Origin of the sequence: Roseburia sp. AF20-18LB (assembly GCF_003461185.1) — a bacterium.
GTDB classification, from domain to species: Bacteria; Bacillota; Clostridia; order Lachnospirales; family Lachnospiraceae; genus Roseburia_C; species Roseburia_C amylophila.
This window is the reverse complement of record NZ_QTWP01000001.1, coordinates 274,245-291,310: the sequence shown is the minus strand read 5'-3', so window position 1 is coordinate 291,310 and position 17,066 is coordinate 274,245. Positions and strand designations below refer to the sequence as shown.

The window sequence follows — 17,066 nt, the reverse complement described above, 5'->3', positions numbered from 1 at the left end:
AATATGTCTATTTTAGTTACAGGTGGAGCAGGTTATATCGGAAGTCATACCTGCGTGGAATTACAGCAGGCAGGCTATGACGTAGTAGTGCTGGATAATTTATCCAATGCCAGCGAAAAATCATTAGAGCGTGTAAAAGCGCTTACTGGAAAAGAAGTTACATTTTACCGTGGAGATATATTAGACCGTGATATCTTAAATGAAATCATGGAAAAAGAGAAGATTGACTGCTGCATTCATTTTGCAGGATTAAAAGCAGTTGGAGAATCTGTGGTAAAGCCATGGGAATATTATAATAACAACATTGCAGGAACATTGACATTAGTAGATGTGATGCGCCAGCACGGCTGCAAGAATATTATCTTTTCTTCCTCCGCGACCGTATATGGTGATCCGGCACAGATTCCAATCACAGAGGAATGCCCGAAGGGACAGTGTACCAATCCATATGGCTGGACGAAATCCATGTTAGAGCAGATTCTTATGGATATGCAGAAAGCTGATCCGGAATGGAATGTTATCTTATTAAGATATTTTAACCCAATCGGAGCACATCAGAGCGGAACTATGGGAGAAAACCCGAATGGAATTCCGAACAATCTGATGCCATATATTACCCAGGTGGCAGTTGGAAAGTTAAAAGAGCTTGGCGTATTTGGAAATGATTATGATACACCGGACGGAACCGGGGTAAGAGACTACATTCATGTAGTAGACCTGGCAAAGGGACATGTAAAGGCATTAAAGAAGATTGAGGAAAATGCCGGCTTAAGTATTTACAATCTTGGTACCGGACATGGTTATAGTGTACTTGATATTGTAAAGAATTTTGAAGAAGCAACAGGCGTAAAGATTCCTTATTCCATTAAGCCACGTCGTGCCGGCGACATTGCGACCTGTTATTGCGACCCTTCAAAGGCAGAGCGGGAGCTTGGCTGGAAAGCAGAGTTTGGCATTCGTGAAATGTGTGCCGATTCCTGGAGATGGCAGAAGAATAATCCGAATGGATATGAGGACTAGAAAGAAGCTGAAGAAAAAAATTGCAAAAAAATTAAAAAAAGTGCTTGCAATTTAGAGGGCGTCGTGTTATAGTATCACTTGTCCGGTTCATTGGTCAAGCGGTTAAGACGCCGCCCTCTCACGGCGGAAACAGGGGTTCGATTCCCCTATGAACTGCTCACTATTAATAATTTAATAGCCCAACCCATAGAAGATGCTGAAAGCCAGATAATGGTTTTACAGCATTTTTTATTTACGCGAGTAGCGAGAAAAATCGCATGCTTGCATGCATATTTGGCAAGCACTGCGATAACTCGAGAAACTCGCAAAGTGTGTTTATACTATTTTGCGTAAAAATTCGAATTGCAATAATTAACTAAAATTTACGAAAATATCTCTTCCAAATCAGCATATATTATGTTATAATTTACTATGTTTCCGGTAATAAACAAGGAAAAAATAAGCAAATCTAACAAATGTATGATGGAGGGTGACATGAAGAGAAGAGGAAAAGCATTGGGGATGGCATTGCTGCTTATCATGATGACTGTTTTTTCAGTAGTCTCAGATGCGGCAATGGTAAAGGCTGACGAACTTTTGATTAAGCTGCATTACCACAGAGCAGACGACAATTACGATGGATGGGATGTCTGGATGTGGGGAGAAGGTGCGGATGGTGCAGCTTATGAACTGGCAGAGGAAGATGGTGACCATGTGGCAACCATGGAAGTAACACCGGGTACAACCTCTGTGGGATTTATTGTGCGTACAGCAGACTGGACCAAGGATGTTGATGAAGACCAGTTCATTGATATTTCTGAGATGGTATCCGGCACTGTGGATATTTATGTGGAGTCCGGTGTGAAAGGATATACCAAAGAATATGGTGATGATGCTGTAACCGGAACTAAATTATCCGGAGCCAAATATGATGGGGAAAGCGCAGTAACCGTTCAGATGACCGGAGCAATTGAAGGGGATCTGATGCAGGCATTTTCCATTAAGAGTGCCGATGGTGTGGCGGTTACTATCAAAGAAGTAACACAAGATGATGATTTCGTATATCAGGTAGTTGTGGAAGAACCATTAGATGCTTATAAGAGCTACCAGATTACATACGAAGGAACTGAATATAAAGTAGTGATGCCGAGCGTATATTCCACCAAAGAATTTGAAGAAGAATATACTTATGACGGAGATGACCTTGGTGCAACCTGGACAAAAGACAGCACCGCGTTCCGTCTCTGGGCACCAACCGCACAGGCTGTTTCTGTAAATCTCTATGAATCAGGAATAGAAGGAACCGATGATTTAATCGAATCCATTCCAATGACTGCAGATATAAACGGAACCTGGGTGGCATCAAAGGATGGAGATTTAAATGGTACCTATTATACTTATACCGTTACCATTAATGGTGAGGAAAAAGAAGCCAATGACCCATATGCAAGAACCACAGGTGTCAACGGAAAACGTGCCATGATAATTGATTTGGAATCCACCAATCCGGAAGGGTGGGACAGTGACGGTAACCCACATGCCGGAGAGGGTATTAATGATGCTGTTATTTATGAAATGCATATCCGTGACGTATCTTCAGATTCCAGTTCCGGAATTGAAAACGTTGGAAAATATTTAGGACTGACAGAGACCGGAACCACAACTGAAAATGGTGTTCCGACCGGACTTGACCATATCAAGGATTTGGGAATCACACATTTACATTTACTTCCGTTTTATGATTATGGTTCCGTAGATGAAACAAAGCTGGATACACCACAGTTTAACTGGGGATATGATCCGGTCAACTACAACGTACCGGAAGGCTCTTATTCCACGGATCCATATCATGGAGAAGTCCGGGTGAAAGAAGCTAAAGAAATGGTAAAGACGTTACATGATAATGATATCAGTGTCGTTATGGACGTGGTTTACAATCATGTATACAATGCAGGAGAATTCTGTTTTAACGTAATTGTGCCGGAGTATTTCTCAAGAGTAAATGATAATGGGACTTATTCTAATGGTTCCGGCTGTGGAAATGACACAGCATCCGAGCGTTCCATGGTGAAGAAATATATTGTGGACTCTGTGAAATACTGGGCAGATGAATATCATATTGATGGCTTCCGTTTTGACCTGGTAGGACTTTTGGATACGGAAACCATGAACGAGGTAATCGAGGAAGTGCACAAAGACCACCCGGATGTTATCTTCTACGGAGAAGGATGGTCGATGCAGACAAGCCTTACCAAAGAAGGATATTCCATGACAACACAGACCAATTCCACAGAAGTACCGGAAATGGCTTTTTTCAGTGATACTTTAAGAGATTTGTTAAAAGGAAATACATTTTCAACGACAGAAAAGGGTTTTGTATCCGGAGCAAATGGCAAAGAGAAGACCTTGCAGAAATGCTTTATGGGATTATCACCGGAATGGTGTACTACACCTTCCCAGTCCGTTAACTACGCATCCTGTCACGATAATCTTTCCCTGATGGATCGTATTATCCGTTCTACTCCGGAAGCTTCCGTGGAGGAGCGAATCCGCATGAACAATCTTGCAGCAGCCATTTATATGACGGCAGAGGGTGTTCCGTTTATGCAGGCAGGAGAAGAATTCTTAAGAAGCAAAGTGAAAGCAGATGGTGGTCTAGATGAAAACAGCTATGCCTCACCAGATTCAGTAAACAGCTTAAAATGGAGCAATCTGGAAGATGAACAGTATCAGAATGTTTACCAGTATTATAAAGGACTGATTGCATTCCGTAAGGCACATCCGGTGCTTCGCCTTGACAATGCAGAGGATGTAAAAGCACATGTAACTCCGGTAGAAGATTTAGATGATAATGTAGTAGCGTTTGCAATTACCGGTGATGTTGACGGAGAGACAGCAGATGGAATGTATGTGATCTTCAATGCCAATAATGAGAAAAAAGAAATAACTCTTCCGGAAGGAAACTGGAATGTATGCATTAATGATACCTTAGCAGGAACAGATACGATTGAAACAATTTCTGGAACAGCAGAAGTAGCTCCGGTTTCTGCATTGATTTTAGTAAAAGGTGATGGAAACGGCAGCACAGCAGTAGTATCTGCAGGAACATTACCAGCATGGATGGCATATGTATTTACAATTCTGGTTGCCGTAGTGATTGGAGCATGTTCTGTCTGGTCACAGAAAAAGGCAGGAAAAGCCGGCAGAAAGTAGATAATTTGGAAATAAAATCTTGCAATTTAAGAAAATAGTGCTATAATAATACAGTACATGATGATTTAGGCTTTGAGAGTGGGCGTTGCGTCCACTCTCAATTCATGTTTAGAACAAAATTTAAGCAGATGGAAAGGTGGTTACATGTCCAGAAAAGAAATTTATGAACAGAAGACAGAAAGCTTCATTCAGCCAATCGTTGATAAGTATCATTTTGAACTGGTAGATGTGGAATATGTCAAGGAAGGTTCCGACTGGTACTTACGGGCTTACATTGATAAGGAAGGCGGAATTACCGTCAATGACTGTGAAATGGTAGCACGGGAAATGAATGAGATTCTGGATCGGGAAGATTATGTGGAAGACTCTTATATTTTTGAAGTGAGTTCGCCGGGACTTGGCAGACCGTTGAAGAAAGAAAAGGACTATGTCCGTTCTATGGGAAAAGAAGTGGAGATACGTCTGTATCGTGCCATAGATCATGAAAAGGAATTTTGTGGAGTCTTAAGTGCATATGATGAGAATACCGTAACAATTGAAGACGAATCTTATGGACAGAAGGTATTTGATAAGAAGGATATTGCATTAATCCGTCTTGCCATCGATTTTTAATCATTAACATAGCATACAACTTAGAAAATAAGTATATAGGAGGATAAAGAAATGAATAACGAGTTGTTGGAAGCATTGACAATACTGGAGCAGGAAAAAAATATCAGCAAAGAGACTTTACTTGAGGCAATTGAGAATTCTCTGCTGACTGCATGCAAAAACCATTTTGGAAAGGCAGATAATATTAAAGTAAATATTGACCCGGAAACATGCGAGTTCCATGTGCTTGCTGAGAAGACCGTAGTGGAAAAAGTAGAAGATGATGTAACAGAAATCAGCCTTGCAAATGCACGCATGATTGATTCTGAGTACAATCTTGGTGATGTGGTAAATGTAGAAGTTAAATCCAAAGAATTTGGACGTATTGCAACACAGAATGCAAAGAACGTAATTTTACAGAAGATTCGTGAGGAAGAAAGAAAAGCAATTTACAGCGAATATTATAGCATGGAAAAAGACGTTGTAACCGGAATTGTACAGAGATATGTTGGAAAAAATATTTCCATTAATCTTGGTAAAGCAGATGCCATTCTTACTGAAAATGAGCAGGTAAAGGGTGAAGTATTCAAACCGACCGAACGTATCAAGGTATATATTCTGGAAGTAAAATCTACACCAAAGGGACCAAAGATTATGGTTTCAAGAACACATCCGGAATTAGTAAAACGTCTGTTTGAAGCAGAAGTTACTGAAGTAAAGGATGGTATTGTAGAGATTAAGAGTATTGCCCGTGAAGCAGGAAGCAGAACAAAGATTGCTGTTTACTCCAATGACCCTGATGTAGATCCGGTAGGAGCATGTGTAGGTATGAACGGAGCCAGGGTAAATGCTATCGTAAGTGAATTACGCGGTGAGAAAATTGATATCATTAACTGGAATGAGAATCCTGCTATGTTAATCGAGAACGCATTAAGCCCAGCAAAAGTTATTTCCGTAATCGCAGATGGCGAAGAGAAGAGCGCAAAGGTTGTTGTTCCGGATTATCAGTTATCCCTTGCTATCGGTAAAGAAGGACAGAATGCAAGACTTGCTGCAAGACTGACCGGATTCAAGATTGATATCAAGAGTGAGACACAGGCAAGAGAGTCCGGTGAATTCATGGATTATGAAAATGATTACGAGGACTATGATGAGGAGTATGAAGAGGGTTATGAGGAAGGTTATGAAGAAGAAAACGCAGGAGATGGTGAGTTCATAGATGGCAACGAATAAGAAGATTCCTATGCGGAAATGTGTAGGATGCCAGGAAATGAAAAGCAAGAAAGAACTGATTCGGATTATTCATACGCCGGAAGATGAACTTGTAGTGGACTCCACTGGAAGGAAGAATGGAAGAGGCGCATATATCTGTCCGAATATGGATTGCTTTTTGGCAGCAAAAAAGACAAAGGGCTTGGAAAGATCTTTGAAAATGGCGATTCCGGAAGAAATATATGAGGAGTTGCAAAAGGAGATGCAGAATATTGAAACAAGATAAGGTGTTATCCATGCTTGGACTTTCTGCCAAGGCAGGAAATGTTGCAAGCGGAGAATTTTCAACAGAGAAAGCGGTAAAAGAAGGAAAGGCTCATCTGGTCATTGTCGCAGGAGATGCTTCAGATAATACGAAGAAACATTTCCGTGATATGTGCAGCTTTTATGAAGTGCCATTTTATGCTTATGCTGATAAGGAGAGTCTCGGACATCATATTGGAAAAGAATTTCGGGCATCATTGGCAGTTACCAACGAAGGTCTTGCCAAAGCCGTCATAAAGCAATTGAAACTGTTAACAACTGAATAACGGAGGTAGTTATATATGTCAAAACTCAGAGTATATGAACTCGCAAAAGAATTAAATATAAAGCCGCAGGATGTTTTGGATTCCTTAAAAGGAACCCAGTATGAAGTAAAGACATCCAGTAATAGTATAGATGAAGATGCACAGAAACTGGTACGTTCTAAAGTAAAAGGAGCAGCAAAACCGGCAGCAAAGCCAGCAGCAGAGACAAAGCCGGCAGGCGAAGCAAAAGCTGCAGGCGAGGCAAAATCAACAGAGGCACCGGCTCGACCGAAGAAAAAAGCAAGTATTTCTGCTGTATTTAACCCACAGAACAGCAAGACCAATCCGGGAAGCAGACGTCAGGCTTATCACACCAATGCCAAGACCGGAGAAACAAGAAGACCGGCACCGGCTGCAAGACCAGCTCAGCCTGCAAAACCGGCAGCACCAAAGCCTGCAGAAGTAAAAGCTGCAGAAGTTAAGCCGGCAGAGGTAAAGGCAACAGAAGTTAAGGCTGCAGAAGTAAAACCAGCAGAAACGAAAACTGCAGAAGTAAAGACTACGGAAACAAAAACTGTTCAGGAGAAACCGGTAGTGAAAACAGAAGAGAAGAAGACGGAGACAAGAAACTTTAACAATAACCGTCAGCAGGGAGACAGACCATACAACAATAACCGTCCACAGGGAGACAGACCGTATAATAACAACCGCCCACAGGGAGACAGACCGTATAATAACCGTCAGCAGGGAGACAGACCGTACAACAATAACCGCCCGCAGGGGGACAGACCATATAATAACCGTCAGCAGGGAGACAGACCGTATAATAACAACCGCCCGCAGGGAGACAGACCGTACAATAACAACCGCCCGCAGGGAGACAGACCGTACAACAATAACCGCCCACAGGGAGACAGACCATACAATAATAACCGTCCACAAGGCGACAGAAATGGAAGAGGCGGAAGAAATGGTGGAAGATTCGATCAGGAATTAAACCGTTTCAATAAAGAAGCAATCCAGGCAGGACCGGACGATTTAAGAAAAGAAAGCCGTGAGAACCGTGACCGTGACAATACCCGTAAGAAACAGGTGCAGGAGCACGATAAGTTAGGAAGCAAGAAACAGGAAAGATATGTAAATCTTGAGAAAAACGGCGGTAAGAAGAAACGTCCTGCACAGCCGAAACCAAAGGAAGAAGATACCATCCGCAGCGTATCCCTGCCGGAGCGTATGACGATTAAGGAACTGGCAGATAAGATGAAGGTTCAGGCTTCTGAAATCATCAAGAAGCTCTTTATGAAGGGACAGATGGTTACCGTAAATCAGGAAATCGACTATGACAGTGCAGAAGAAATTGCACTGGAATTTAACTGTATTGCAGAGCCGGAAGAAAAGGTAGACGTAATTGCAGAGCTTTTAAAAGAGGATGAAGAAAGAGAAGAAGATTTAGTTCCAAGACCACCTGTTGTCTGTGTAATGGGTCACGTTGACCATGGTAAAACATCCCTTCTGGATGCAATCCGTAATACACATGTAACAGACCGTGAGGCTGGTGGTATCACACAGCATATCGGAGCATATGTGGTAAGTATCAACGGACAGAAGATTACCTTCTTAGATACACCGGGACATGAAGCATTTACCGCAATGCGTCTGCGTGGAGCAAAATCTACCGACATCGCAATTCTTGTAGTTGCAGCAGATGATGGTGTCATGCCACAGACTGTAGAAGCAATTAACCATGCTAAAGCAGCCGGAATTGAAATCGTAGTAGCAATCAATAAGATTGATAAGCCAAATGCCAATATCGACCGAGTAAAACAGGAGTTATCCGAATATGAACTGATTCCGGAAGACTGGGGTGGAAGCACCATCTTTGTACCGGTATCTGCTCATACCCACGAAGGTATTGACCAGTTATTGGAAATGTTATTATTAACAGCAGAAGTCAGCGAATTAAAGGCAAATCCAAAACGTAAAGCCCGTGGTGTTATCATTGAGGCACAGCTGGATAAAGGAAGAGGAGCGGTAGCAACTGTTTTAGTACAGAAGGGAACCCTTACAGTTGGTGAGCCGATTGCCTGTGGTAGTGCATATGGTAAAGTGCGTGCCATGATTGACGATAAAGGAAGAAGAGTAAAAGAAGCCGGACCATCCATGCCGGTAGAGATTTTAGGACTTTCCAGTGTACCGGATGCAGGAGAAACATTCGTAGCATGTGACAGTGAAAAAGATGCAAGAAACTTTGCAGAGACATATATTTCCGAAGGAAAGGCAAAACTGTTAGAGGAGACCCGTTCCAGAATGTCTTTAGATGATCTGTTCTCACAGATTCAGTCCGGAGATGTAAAAGAGCTGGATATCATCGTTAAAGCAGACGTCCAGGGTTCTGTAGAAGCCGTAAAACAGAGTCTTGTAAAACTTTCCAACGACGAAGTTGTGGTTAAGATTATCCATGGTGGTGTTGGTGCAATCAACGAATCTGATGTTACTTTAGCATCTGCATCTAACGCAATCATCATTGGATTTAACGTAAGACCGGACCCTACAGCAAAGGTTACTGCTGAAAATGAAGGTGTAGATATCCGTCTGTATAAAGTTATCTATAACGCAATTGAAGACGTAGAAGCTGCTATGAAGGGAATGTTAGATCCTGTATACGAAGAAAAAGTAATCGGCCATGCAGAAGTTCGTCAGATTTTCAAAGCATCCGGTGTTGGTAACATTGCAGGTTCTTATGTATTGGATGGTAACTTTGAGCGTGGATGTAAAGTCCGTATTACCCGTGAGGGAACACAGATATTTGAAGGAAATCTTGCTTCCCTGAAACGTTTCAAGGACGATGTGAAGGAAGTAAAAGCCGGATATGAGTGTGGTCTTGTATTCGAAGGATTTAATGATATTGCAGAACTGGATCAGGTAGAGGCATATAAGATGGTAGAGGTTGCCAGATAATCTGATAGAAGGACAGGAAAATTATGCAAAAAAATAGTATGAAAAATATGCGGATAAATGGAGAAGTTCAAAGAGAACTCTCCAACATTATCCGGAGTGAAGTAAAAGACCCGCGTATTGCGCCGATGACCAGCGTGGTTGCCGTAGAAGTGGCACCGGATTTAAAAACCTGTAAGGCGTATATCAGTGTATTCGGAGACGAAGAAGCTCAGAATAATACAATCAAAGGTCTTAATAGTGCAGAAGGGTATATTCGTCATGCCCTCGCAAAAAGTATCAATTTAAGAAATACTCCGGAGATTCGGTTTATCCTGGATCAGTCCATTGAGTATGGTGTAAACATGTCAAAGAAAATTGATGAGGTGATTGGACAGGAAGAGTCCTAAGCCTCATCCGAAGAGAAAGAGAGCAGGTGTTGCCAATGAAATTAGAGGAACAGCTTTATGATGTGAAGCGTGTAGCAATAGCCGGTCATGTAAAACCTGACGGAGACTGTGTAGGTTCCACGTTAGCAGTATATAACTATATCAGAAAATATCATCCGGAAATGGAAGTGGAACTCCATCTGGAACCGATTCCAAACATTTTCAAATTCCTTGCAAATGCAGATAAAATTGACAGCTCTTATATAGAAAAAGAGCCATACGATTTATTTATTGCATTGGACTGCGGTGATGAGAAACGACTGGGAAATGCAGTGAAATATTTTCATGCAGCAAAACGCACCTTCTGTGTTGACCATCATATCAGCAATCAGAGCTTTGCAGATGCAAACTACATTTTCCCGGAGGCAAGTTCAACCTGTGAGCTTGTATATGAACTCATAGATGAAGAGAAGATTACAAAGGAAATTGCAGAATGTATTTATGTGGGAATTGTGCATGATACCGGTGTGTTCCAGTATTCCTGTACTTCCGCAAAGACCATGAACATTGCCGGCAGGCTGATGGAAATGGGAATTGATTTCAGCCGTATCGTGGATAAGACTTATTATGAGAAAACTTACGAGCAGAACCGGATTTTGGGTCAGGCATTGGTGGACAGCCAGCTCTTTTTAGATGGAAAATGCATTGCATCTATCGTAACCAAAGAAGAAATGGAAAAATACCAGGTTCTTCCGAAACATTTAGAAGGAATCGTACAGCAGCTTCGTGCTACCAAAGATGTGGAAGCTGCAATCTTTCTTTACGAAAATGAGGATGGAAGCTTTAAAGCAAGCATGCGTTCCAGTGGTAAGGTAGATGTGGCAGTTATTATGATGTCCTATGGTGGAGGCGGTCATATACGGGCAGCCGGAGCAACCATAGAAGGCAATGCCAAAGAGATTCTTGATGGAATCGTAAAGGACGTTGAAAAACAGCTTTTGAAATAGACAGGATAACGTATGGACGGAATTATTAATGTAAGAAAAGAAAAAGGATTTACGTCCTTTGACGTAGTTGCAAAGCTGCGTGGAATTTTAAAAATGAAAAAGATTGGACATACAGGTACGCTTGATCCGGATGCGGAGGGCGTACTTCCTGTATGTATAGGAAAAGCAACCAGAGTCTGTGACCTTTTAACTGATAAGGACAAGGTATACGAGGCAGTCATGCTTTTGGGAAAAGAAACGGATACCCAGGATATGACAGGAACCATATTAAAGGAATCCGAGGTAAATCTTTCCATAGAAGAAGTAAAGCAGTGTATTGAAAGTTTTGTAGGAGAATATGCACAGATTCCGCCGATGTATTCTGCACTGAAGGTCAATGGAAAGAAATTATGTGACTTAGCAAGAGAAGGTGTGGAAGTAGAACGCAAGGCAAGGAAGGTTCAGATATTAGATATTGCAATTTTATCAATCGACTTGCCGCGAGTGACCATGCGGGTGCACTGTTCCAAAGGAACTTATATCCGGACATTGTGCCATGACATCGGAGAAAAATTAGGTTGTGGAGCCTGTATGGAGTACCTGGTACGGACAAGCGTTTCAGATTTTCAAATAGAAGATGCAAAAACACTGCAGGAAATTGAGACAATAATGAAAAGTGGTAAGATAGAAGAGATTTTATATCCCATTGATACCGTATTTAAAAATCTGCCACAGATTCACAGCCGCAAAGATAGTACGGCACTTTTATATAATGGAAATAAGCTGCCGCTGCCCGTGATAGCAGAGGCAGAGACGATAGAGCATACGCTTGCTTCTTTTTATAAAGAAGATGACTGCAAAAAAGTCAGAGTGTATGACAATGCAAATCATTTTGTTGGAATATATGAATACCGTACAGCGGACAGGCTGTTTAAGCCGGTAAAACTTTTCTTTACACAGCAATGAGAAGGAAAAAGACATTTAAGCAGGTATAAAAAATGAAGTATATACATGGAACAACAGAATTTCATATTGAAGAAGAATGCGTGCTTTCCCTTGGCAAATTTGACGGTCTGCACAGAGGACATGAGACTTTATTAGAACATATGATGGAGCAGAAGAATAAAGGCTGTGCAACGGTACTATTTACCTTTGCCATTCCGCCGAGACCGGGCAGGATAAATGAAGTCCAGAAGGTGCTTACGACGAATGAAGAGAAGGTTGCAATCTGTGAAGAGCAGGGCATTGATTATCTGATTGAATATCCTTTTACCAAAGAAGTCATGACCATGGAACCGGAAGCATTTATTGAAATGCTGGCTTCTTCCATGAAAATCCGTGGCATTGTGGTTGGAACAGATTTTCATTTCGGACATAACCGCCGCGGAGATTACCATCTGCTGGAAATATATGCGAAGAAGCTGCATTATGAACTTAAGGTAATAGATAAGGTTCAGTATGAGAATCGGGATATCAGCAGTACCTTTATCCGGGAAGAAGTAGAAAAGGGCAATATGGAAAAAGTAAAATACCTTCTTGGCTATGATTATTTTGTGGAAGGTGTTGTAATACATGGCAGAGAAATGGGCGCGAAGGTACTTGGAATCCCGACCATAAATATCATACCGCCGGAAAACAAACTGCTTCCGCCGTTTGGTGTCTATGTTTGTGATGTTGTAGTAGGGGATAAGACGTATCATGGAATCGCAGATGTTGGATGTAAGCCGACTATCGAAGGGGTTAATCCGGTGGCAGTGGAAACCAATATTTTTGATTTTAATGAGAATCTCTATGGAAAGAAAGTGCGTGTCTGCTTCCGGAGCAGAGAGCGCAGCGAGATGAAGTTTGAATCCTTAGAGGCTTTAAAGCAACAGCTCGAACAGGATATTGCCTATGGCAGATTTTATGTACAGCAGCATTAAATATATGAATTTCGTAAAATTTCGAACAATTGTTACATAATTGTTACATATTTATGTTGACATTATGAAATCACGTTGCTATAATCTTAAAATATGGAGAAGCATATTGATTCGAACAGATGCGGAAATGCAGGGTGCATTTTGCATCGTTACAATGTCAGGAGGCATATTTTTATGAAGAACAATAGAAAGTGGAAGACAACAGCATTTATTCTTACCTGTGGACTTACAGTGGCGCTTGAGGGTGGCGCAGCTGCACAGACATCAGCAGGTTCCGGCTTAAATGCAGGAATATTTGCTACAATGGATTCCTATTATAATACAGATATTGTTGTTTCAGCAACCAATACTGTTACAACGATGGAAGGACAGTCTGAGGATGCTGCAGCAACCGATACAACGGTACCTGCAGATACAGCAGCAACCGATACAGCGGTACCAGCAGATACAACAATCTGTGGATATACCAATCTTGGTATTGCACAGGTTGACAGCAGTTTAAATGTAAGGGAACAGCCGGATACCAATTCTGATATCGTAGGAAAGATGCAGAACGATGCCGGATGTGAAATATTAGAGGACGATGGCGAGTGGCTTAAAATTGAATCTGGTCAGGTAACCGGATATGTAAAAGCAGAATATATCATTACCGGAGAGGCAGCTGTAGCAAAAGCCCAGGAAGTAATGAAGACCATTGCAACCGTTACAACACAGACTTTAAATGTACGTGCTGAGATGAATACCGATTGTACCAAACTGGCATTGATGCCGGAAGGAGAAGAATTAGAGGTTTTAAATCAGTATGATGGCTGGGTGGAAGTAGACTTAGATGGTGATGTAGGATATGCAAGTACCGACTATGTAGAGATTTCACAGCAGCTGCCAAAGGCACAGACCATGACAGAATTAAAATATGGTCAGGGTGTTTCAGATACAAGAGTATCACTGGTGGCTTATGCAACACAGTTTGTCGGTAATCCATATGTATGGGGCGGAACCAGCCTTACCAGAGGAGCGGACTGTTCCGGATTCGTATTATCCGTATATGCAAATTATGGCGTATATCTGCCACACTCATCCAGAGCACAGGCAGGATGCGGAACCAGAATCAGTGCATCCGAAGCACAGCCGGGAGATTTGTTCTTCTATGGTAGCGGTAAGGGCATCAACCATGTGGCAATCTATATCGGAAATGGTCAGATTGTTCATGCAAGTTCACCTTCTACCGGAATCAAGATTTCCAATGCATATTATCGTTCACCAGTATGTGTTGTCCGTGTATTAGGAAACTAGATAAGGAAACTAACAGAATTTTGTTTACAAATAATAAGTAGTATGTTATATTTGTTAGGTATGATTTAGCCGATATTCGGTAGATGGACACTCCGACCTTTTACTGATTATCAGGCGATAAGAAAATATAAGGAGGAAACGTAAATGTTATCAAAAGAAAGAAAAGAAGCAATCATCGCAGAATATGGTAAAACTGCTACAGACACAGGTTCACCAGAGGTACAGGTTGCACTTTTAACAGCCAGAATCAATGAGCTGAATGAGCACTTAAAAGTAAATCAGAAGGATCATCATTCCAGAAGAGGACTTTTAAAGATGGTTGGTCAGAGACGTCGTTTACTGGCTTACTTAAAGAAAGTTGATATTGAAAGATATCGTTCTTTAATCGAACGTTTAGGTTTAAGAAAGTAATTTCTTGTAAAAGGAAACCGTATAGAATAGAGCGGAGTTGTCCGCTCTATTTTTCGGTTGCTAGGCTTCCACAGGTTGCCGGATATCCGTAAGGAACTGCAAGTACAGAGTCTTATGGATGACAATGTAAGAACGGCAGAAGGACGATTCCGAGACCACTGATTAGTGCAATTACAGATTGTGTTAATCAGTAGTTTCGGTCGATACACCTCCGGATGGCTGCAAACAGCACCATTTCGGAACTTCTGCCATAATAAGCAGGAATATCCTGCATACAAAAAAGGAGAAATGATATGTACCAGAGTTATTCAATGGAACTTGCCGGAAGAACTCTTACGGTTGATATTAACCGTGTGGGTAAACAGGCAAATGGATGTGCATTCATGCACTACGGTGATACCACTGTATTATCTACTGCAACAGCATCTGAAAAGCCAAGAGACGGAATCGACTTTTTCCCTCTTAGCGTAGAGTTCGAAGAGAAATCTTATGCAGTAGGAAAAATCCCAGGTGGATTTAATAAGAGAGAAGGAAAAGCATCTGAGAATGCAATCCTTACTTCCCGTGTAATTGACAGACCTATGCGTCCGTTATTCCCAAAGGATTATCGTAATGATGTAACATTAAACAACCTCGTTATGAGCGTTGACCCGGAATGCCGTCCGGAAATCGTAGCAATGCTTGGTTCTGCGATTGCAACCTGTATTTCGGACATCCCATTTGACGGACCATGTGCTATGACACAGGTCGGAATGAAAGATGGTGAATTTGTAATCAACCCATCCCAGGAAGTTTGGGACAATGGTGATTTACAGTTGACGGTTGCTTCTACCAGAGAGAAAGTAATCATGATTGAAGCCGGAGCAAATGAGATTCCGGAAGATAAAATGATTGAAGCAATTTACATGGCACACGACATCAACCAGACCATTAATGATTTCATTATGAAACTGGTAAACGAAGTTGGTAAACCAAAACATGAATATACAAGCTGTGCAGTTCCAGAGGAAATGTTTGCAGCTATGCGTGAGATTGTTACACCGGATGAGATGGAAGTAGCAGTATTCTCTGACGACAAACAGACCAGAGAAGAAAATATCCGTAAAGTAACAGAGAAAATGGAAGAGGCATTTGCAGATAACGAAGAGTGGCTTCCATTAGTTGGTGAGGCTGTATATCAGTATCAGAAGAAGACCGTTCGTAAGATGATTTTAAAAGACCACAAACGTCCGGATGGAAGAGCAATCAACCAGATTCGTCCGCTGGCATCTGAGGTTGATATTATTCCTAGAGTACATGGTTCTGCTATGTTTACCCGTGGACAGACTCAGATCTGTGATGTTGTAACATTAGCTCCATTATCTGAAGTTCAGAAAATCGATGGATTAGATGAGAATATTACCACCAAGAGATATATGCACCATTACAATTTCCCATCCTACTCTGTTGGAGAAACAAAACCTTCCAGAGGACCGGGACGTCGTGAAATCGGACATGGAGCACTGGCTGAGAAAGCATTGGTTCCGGTTCTTCCTTCTGAAGAAGAATTCCCATATGCAATCCGTGCCGTATCCGAGACCTTTGAATCTAATGGTTCTACCTCTATGGCATCTACCTGTGCATCCTGTATGGCACTTATGGCTGCAGGTGTTCCGATTAAGAAAATGGTTGCAGGTATTTCCTGTGGTCTGGTAACTGGTGAGACAGATGATGATTACATCGTATTAACCGATATTCAGGGACTTGAGGACTTCTTCGGAGATATGGACTTCAAGGTAACCGGTACACATGACGGTATTACTGCAATCCAGATGGATATTAAGATTCACGGATTAACAAGACCTATCGTAGAAGAAGCAATCAGAAGAACCAGGGAAGCAAGACTTTATATCATGGACGAAGTTATGTCCAAAGCAATTGCTGAGCCAAGAAAAGAAGTTGGACAGTATGCTCCAAAGATTCTTCAGGTTCAGATTGACCCGGCTAAGATTGGTGATGTAGTAGGTCAGAAGGGTAAGACAATCAACGAGATTATCGACCGCACTGGTGTTAAGATTGACATCAATGATGAAGGTGCAGTAAGCATCTGTGGTACCGATAAAGCAATGCTTGAGAAAGCTGCTGACATGATCCGTATCATTACAACTGATTTCGAAGAAGGTCAGATTTTCACTGGTAAAGTAGTAAGCATCAAAGAATTTGGTGCATTCATCGAATTTGCACCGGGTAAAGAGGGAATGGTTCACATTTCCAAGATTGCAAAAGAGAGAATCGAACATGTAGAAGATGTTCTGACTCTTGGTGATACAGTAACCTGTATCTGCATGGGCAAAGACAGAATGGGAAGAATCAGCTTCTCCATCAAGGATGTTCCTGCTCAGAACTAATTGCAGATTCGTGGCATGTGATTTTTCAATACTCACATAAATAAAATAAGGCGTATGCTTTTGCGGATGAAAATCCACAAGGGTATACGCCTTTTTACGTAAGTAGCGAAGAAAAAAGTCTGGCAGAAAAAAAGAGCCGAGTTTGCTGGGTAAACTTTTT

General features: G+C 41.7%; 14 protein-coding genes and 1 tRNA gene. All 15 read left to right on the top strand.

Translation table 11 applies throughout. From position 1 onward, the window contains the following. Positions 1-3 precede the first annotated feature (3 nt). The gene (gene galE, locus DWX65_RS01455) at positions 4-1,020 is read left to right on the top strand and encodes a UDP-glucose 4-epimerase GalE (RefSeq protein WP_022242586.1); all 1,017 of its coding nucleotides are present in this window, start codon (positions 4-6) and stop codon (positions 1,018-1,020) included. Positions 1,021-1,104: 84 nt separating this feature from the next. Then, positions 1,105-1,176 (top strand) — tRNA-Glu (locus tag DWX65_RS01450). A 318-nt stretch (positions 1,177-1,494) separates the two neighbouring features. Further along, complete coding sequence (gene pulA, locus DWX65_RS01445) at positions 1,495-4,212, top strand: type I pullulanase (RefSeq protein ID WP_118172627.1); 2,718 nt, start codon at positions 1,495-1,497, stop codon at positions 4,210-4,212. Between the two features lie 144 nt (positions 4,213-4,356). Continuing rightward, on the top strand, positions 4,357-4,824 hold the full coding sequence (gene rimP, locus DWX65_RS01440) for a ribosome maturation factor RimP (protein WP_022242582.1): 468 nt from the start codon (positions 4,357-4,359) through the stop codon (positions 4,822-4,824). Between the two features lie 51 nt (positions 4,825-4,875). Next, on the top strand, positions 4,876-6,036 hold the full coding sequence (nusA, locus tag DWX65_RS01435) for a transcription termination factor NusA (RefSeq protein ID WP_117697162.1): 1,161 nt from the start codon (positions 4,876-4,878) through the stop codon (positions 6,034-6,036). After that, on the top strand, positions 6,023-6,301 hold the full coding sequence (gene rnpM, locus DWX65_RS01430) for an RNase P modulator RnpM (RefSeq protein WP_022242580.1): 279 nt from the start codon (positions 6,023-6,025) through the stop codon (positions 6,299-6,301). Before nusA ends, rnpM begins: the two co-directional genes overlap by 14 nt. Next, positions 6,288-6,605: a L7Ae/L30e/S12e/Gadd45 family ribosomal protein gene (locus DWX65_RS01425; RefSeq protein WP_022242579.1), complete on the top strand. Its 318-nt coding sequence runs from the start codon at positions 6,288-6,290 to the stop codon at positions 6,603-6,605. The genes rnpM and DWX65_RS01425 overlap by 14 nt, the downstream gene beginning before the upstream one ends. 15 nt (positions 6,606-6,620) lie before the next feature. Then, on the top strand, positions 6,621-9,542 hold the full coding sequence (gene infB / locus DWX65_RS01420) for a translation initiation factor IF-2 (protein ID WP_118172626.1): 2,922 nt from the start codon (positions 6,621-6,623) through the stop codon (positions 9,540-9,542). A gap of 23 nt (positions 9,543-9,565) precedes the next feature. After that, positions 9,566-9,928: a 30S ribosome-binding factor RbfA gene (gene rbfA / locus DWX65_RS01415; RefSeq protein WP_022242577.1), complete on the top strand. Its 363-nt coding sequence runs from the start codon at positions 9,566-9,568 to the stop codon at positions 9,926-9,928. 35 nt (positions 9,929-9,963) lie between these two features. Then, positions 9,964-10,914, top strand: coding sequence for a DHH family phosphoesterase (locus tag DWX65_RS01410; protein WP_118172625.1), 951 nt, complete (start codon positions 9,964-9,966; stop codon positions 10,912-10,914). A 12-nt stretch (positions 10,915-10,926) separates the two neighbouring features. Further along, a complete protein-coding gene (gene truB, locus DWX65_RS01405; protein WP_118172624.1) occupies positions 10,927-11,859 on the top strand; it encodes a tRNA pseudouridine(55) synthase TruB in 933 nt (310 codons plus the stop codon). 32 nt (positions 11,860-11,891) lie between these two features. Continuing rightward, a complete protein-coding gene (locus tag DWX65_RS01400) occupies positions 11,892-12,815 on the top strand; it encodes a bifunctional riboflavin kinase/FAD synthetase (RefSeq protein ID WP_022242574.1) in 924 nt (307 codons plus the stop codon). A gap of 174 nt (positions 12,816-12,989) precedes the next feature. After that, positions 12,990-14,108, top strand: coding sequence for a C40 family peptidase (locus tag DWX65_RS01395; protein WP_117697173.1), 1,119 nt, complete (start codon positions 12,990-12,992; stop codon positions 14,106-14,108). Positions 14,109-14,252: 144 nt separating this feature from the next. Beyond that, positions 14,253-14,519, top strand: a complete 267-nt coding sequence (rpsO, locus tag DWX65_RS01390) for a 30S ribosomal protein S15 (protein WP_022242572.1) — start codon at positions 14,253-14,255, stop codon at positions 14,517-14,519. Positions 14,520-14,812: 293 nt separating this feature from the next. After that, complete coding sequence (locus DWX65_RS01385; protein ID WP_117697175.1) at positions 14,813-16,906, top strand: polyribonucleotide nucleotidyltransferase; 2,094 nt, start codon at positions 14,813-14,815, stop codon at positions 16,904-16,906. The last annotated feature ends 160 nt before the right edge of the window (positions 16,907-17,066 follow it).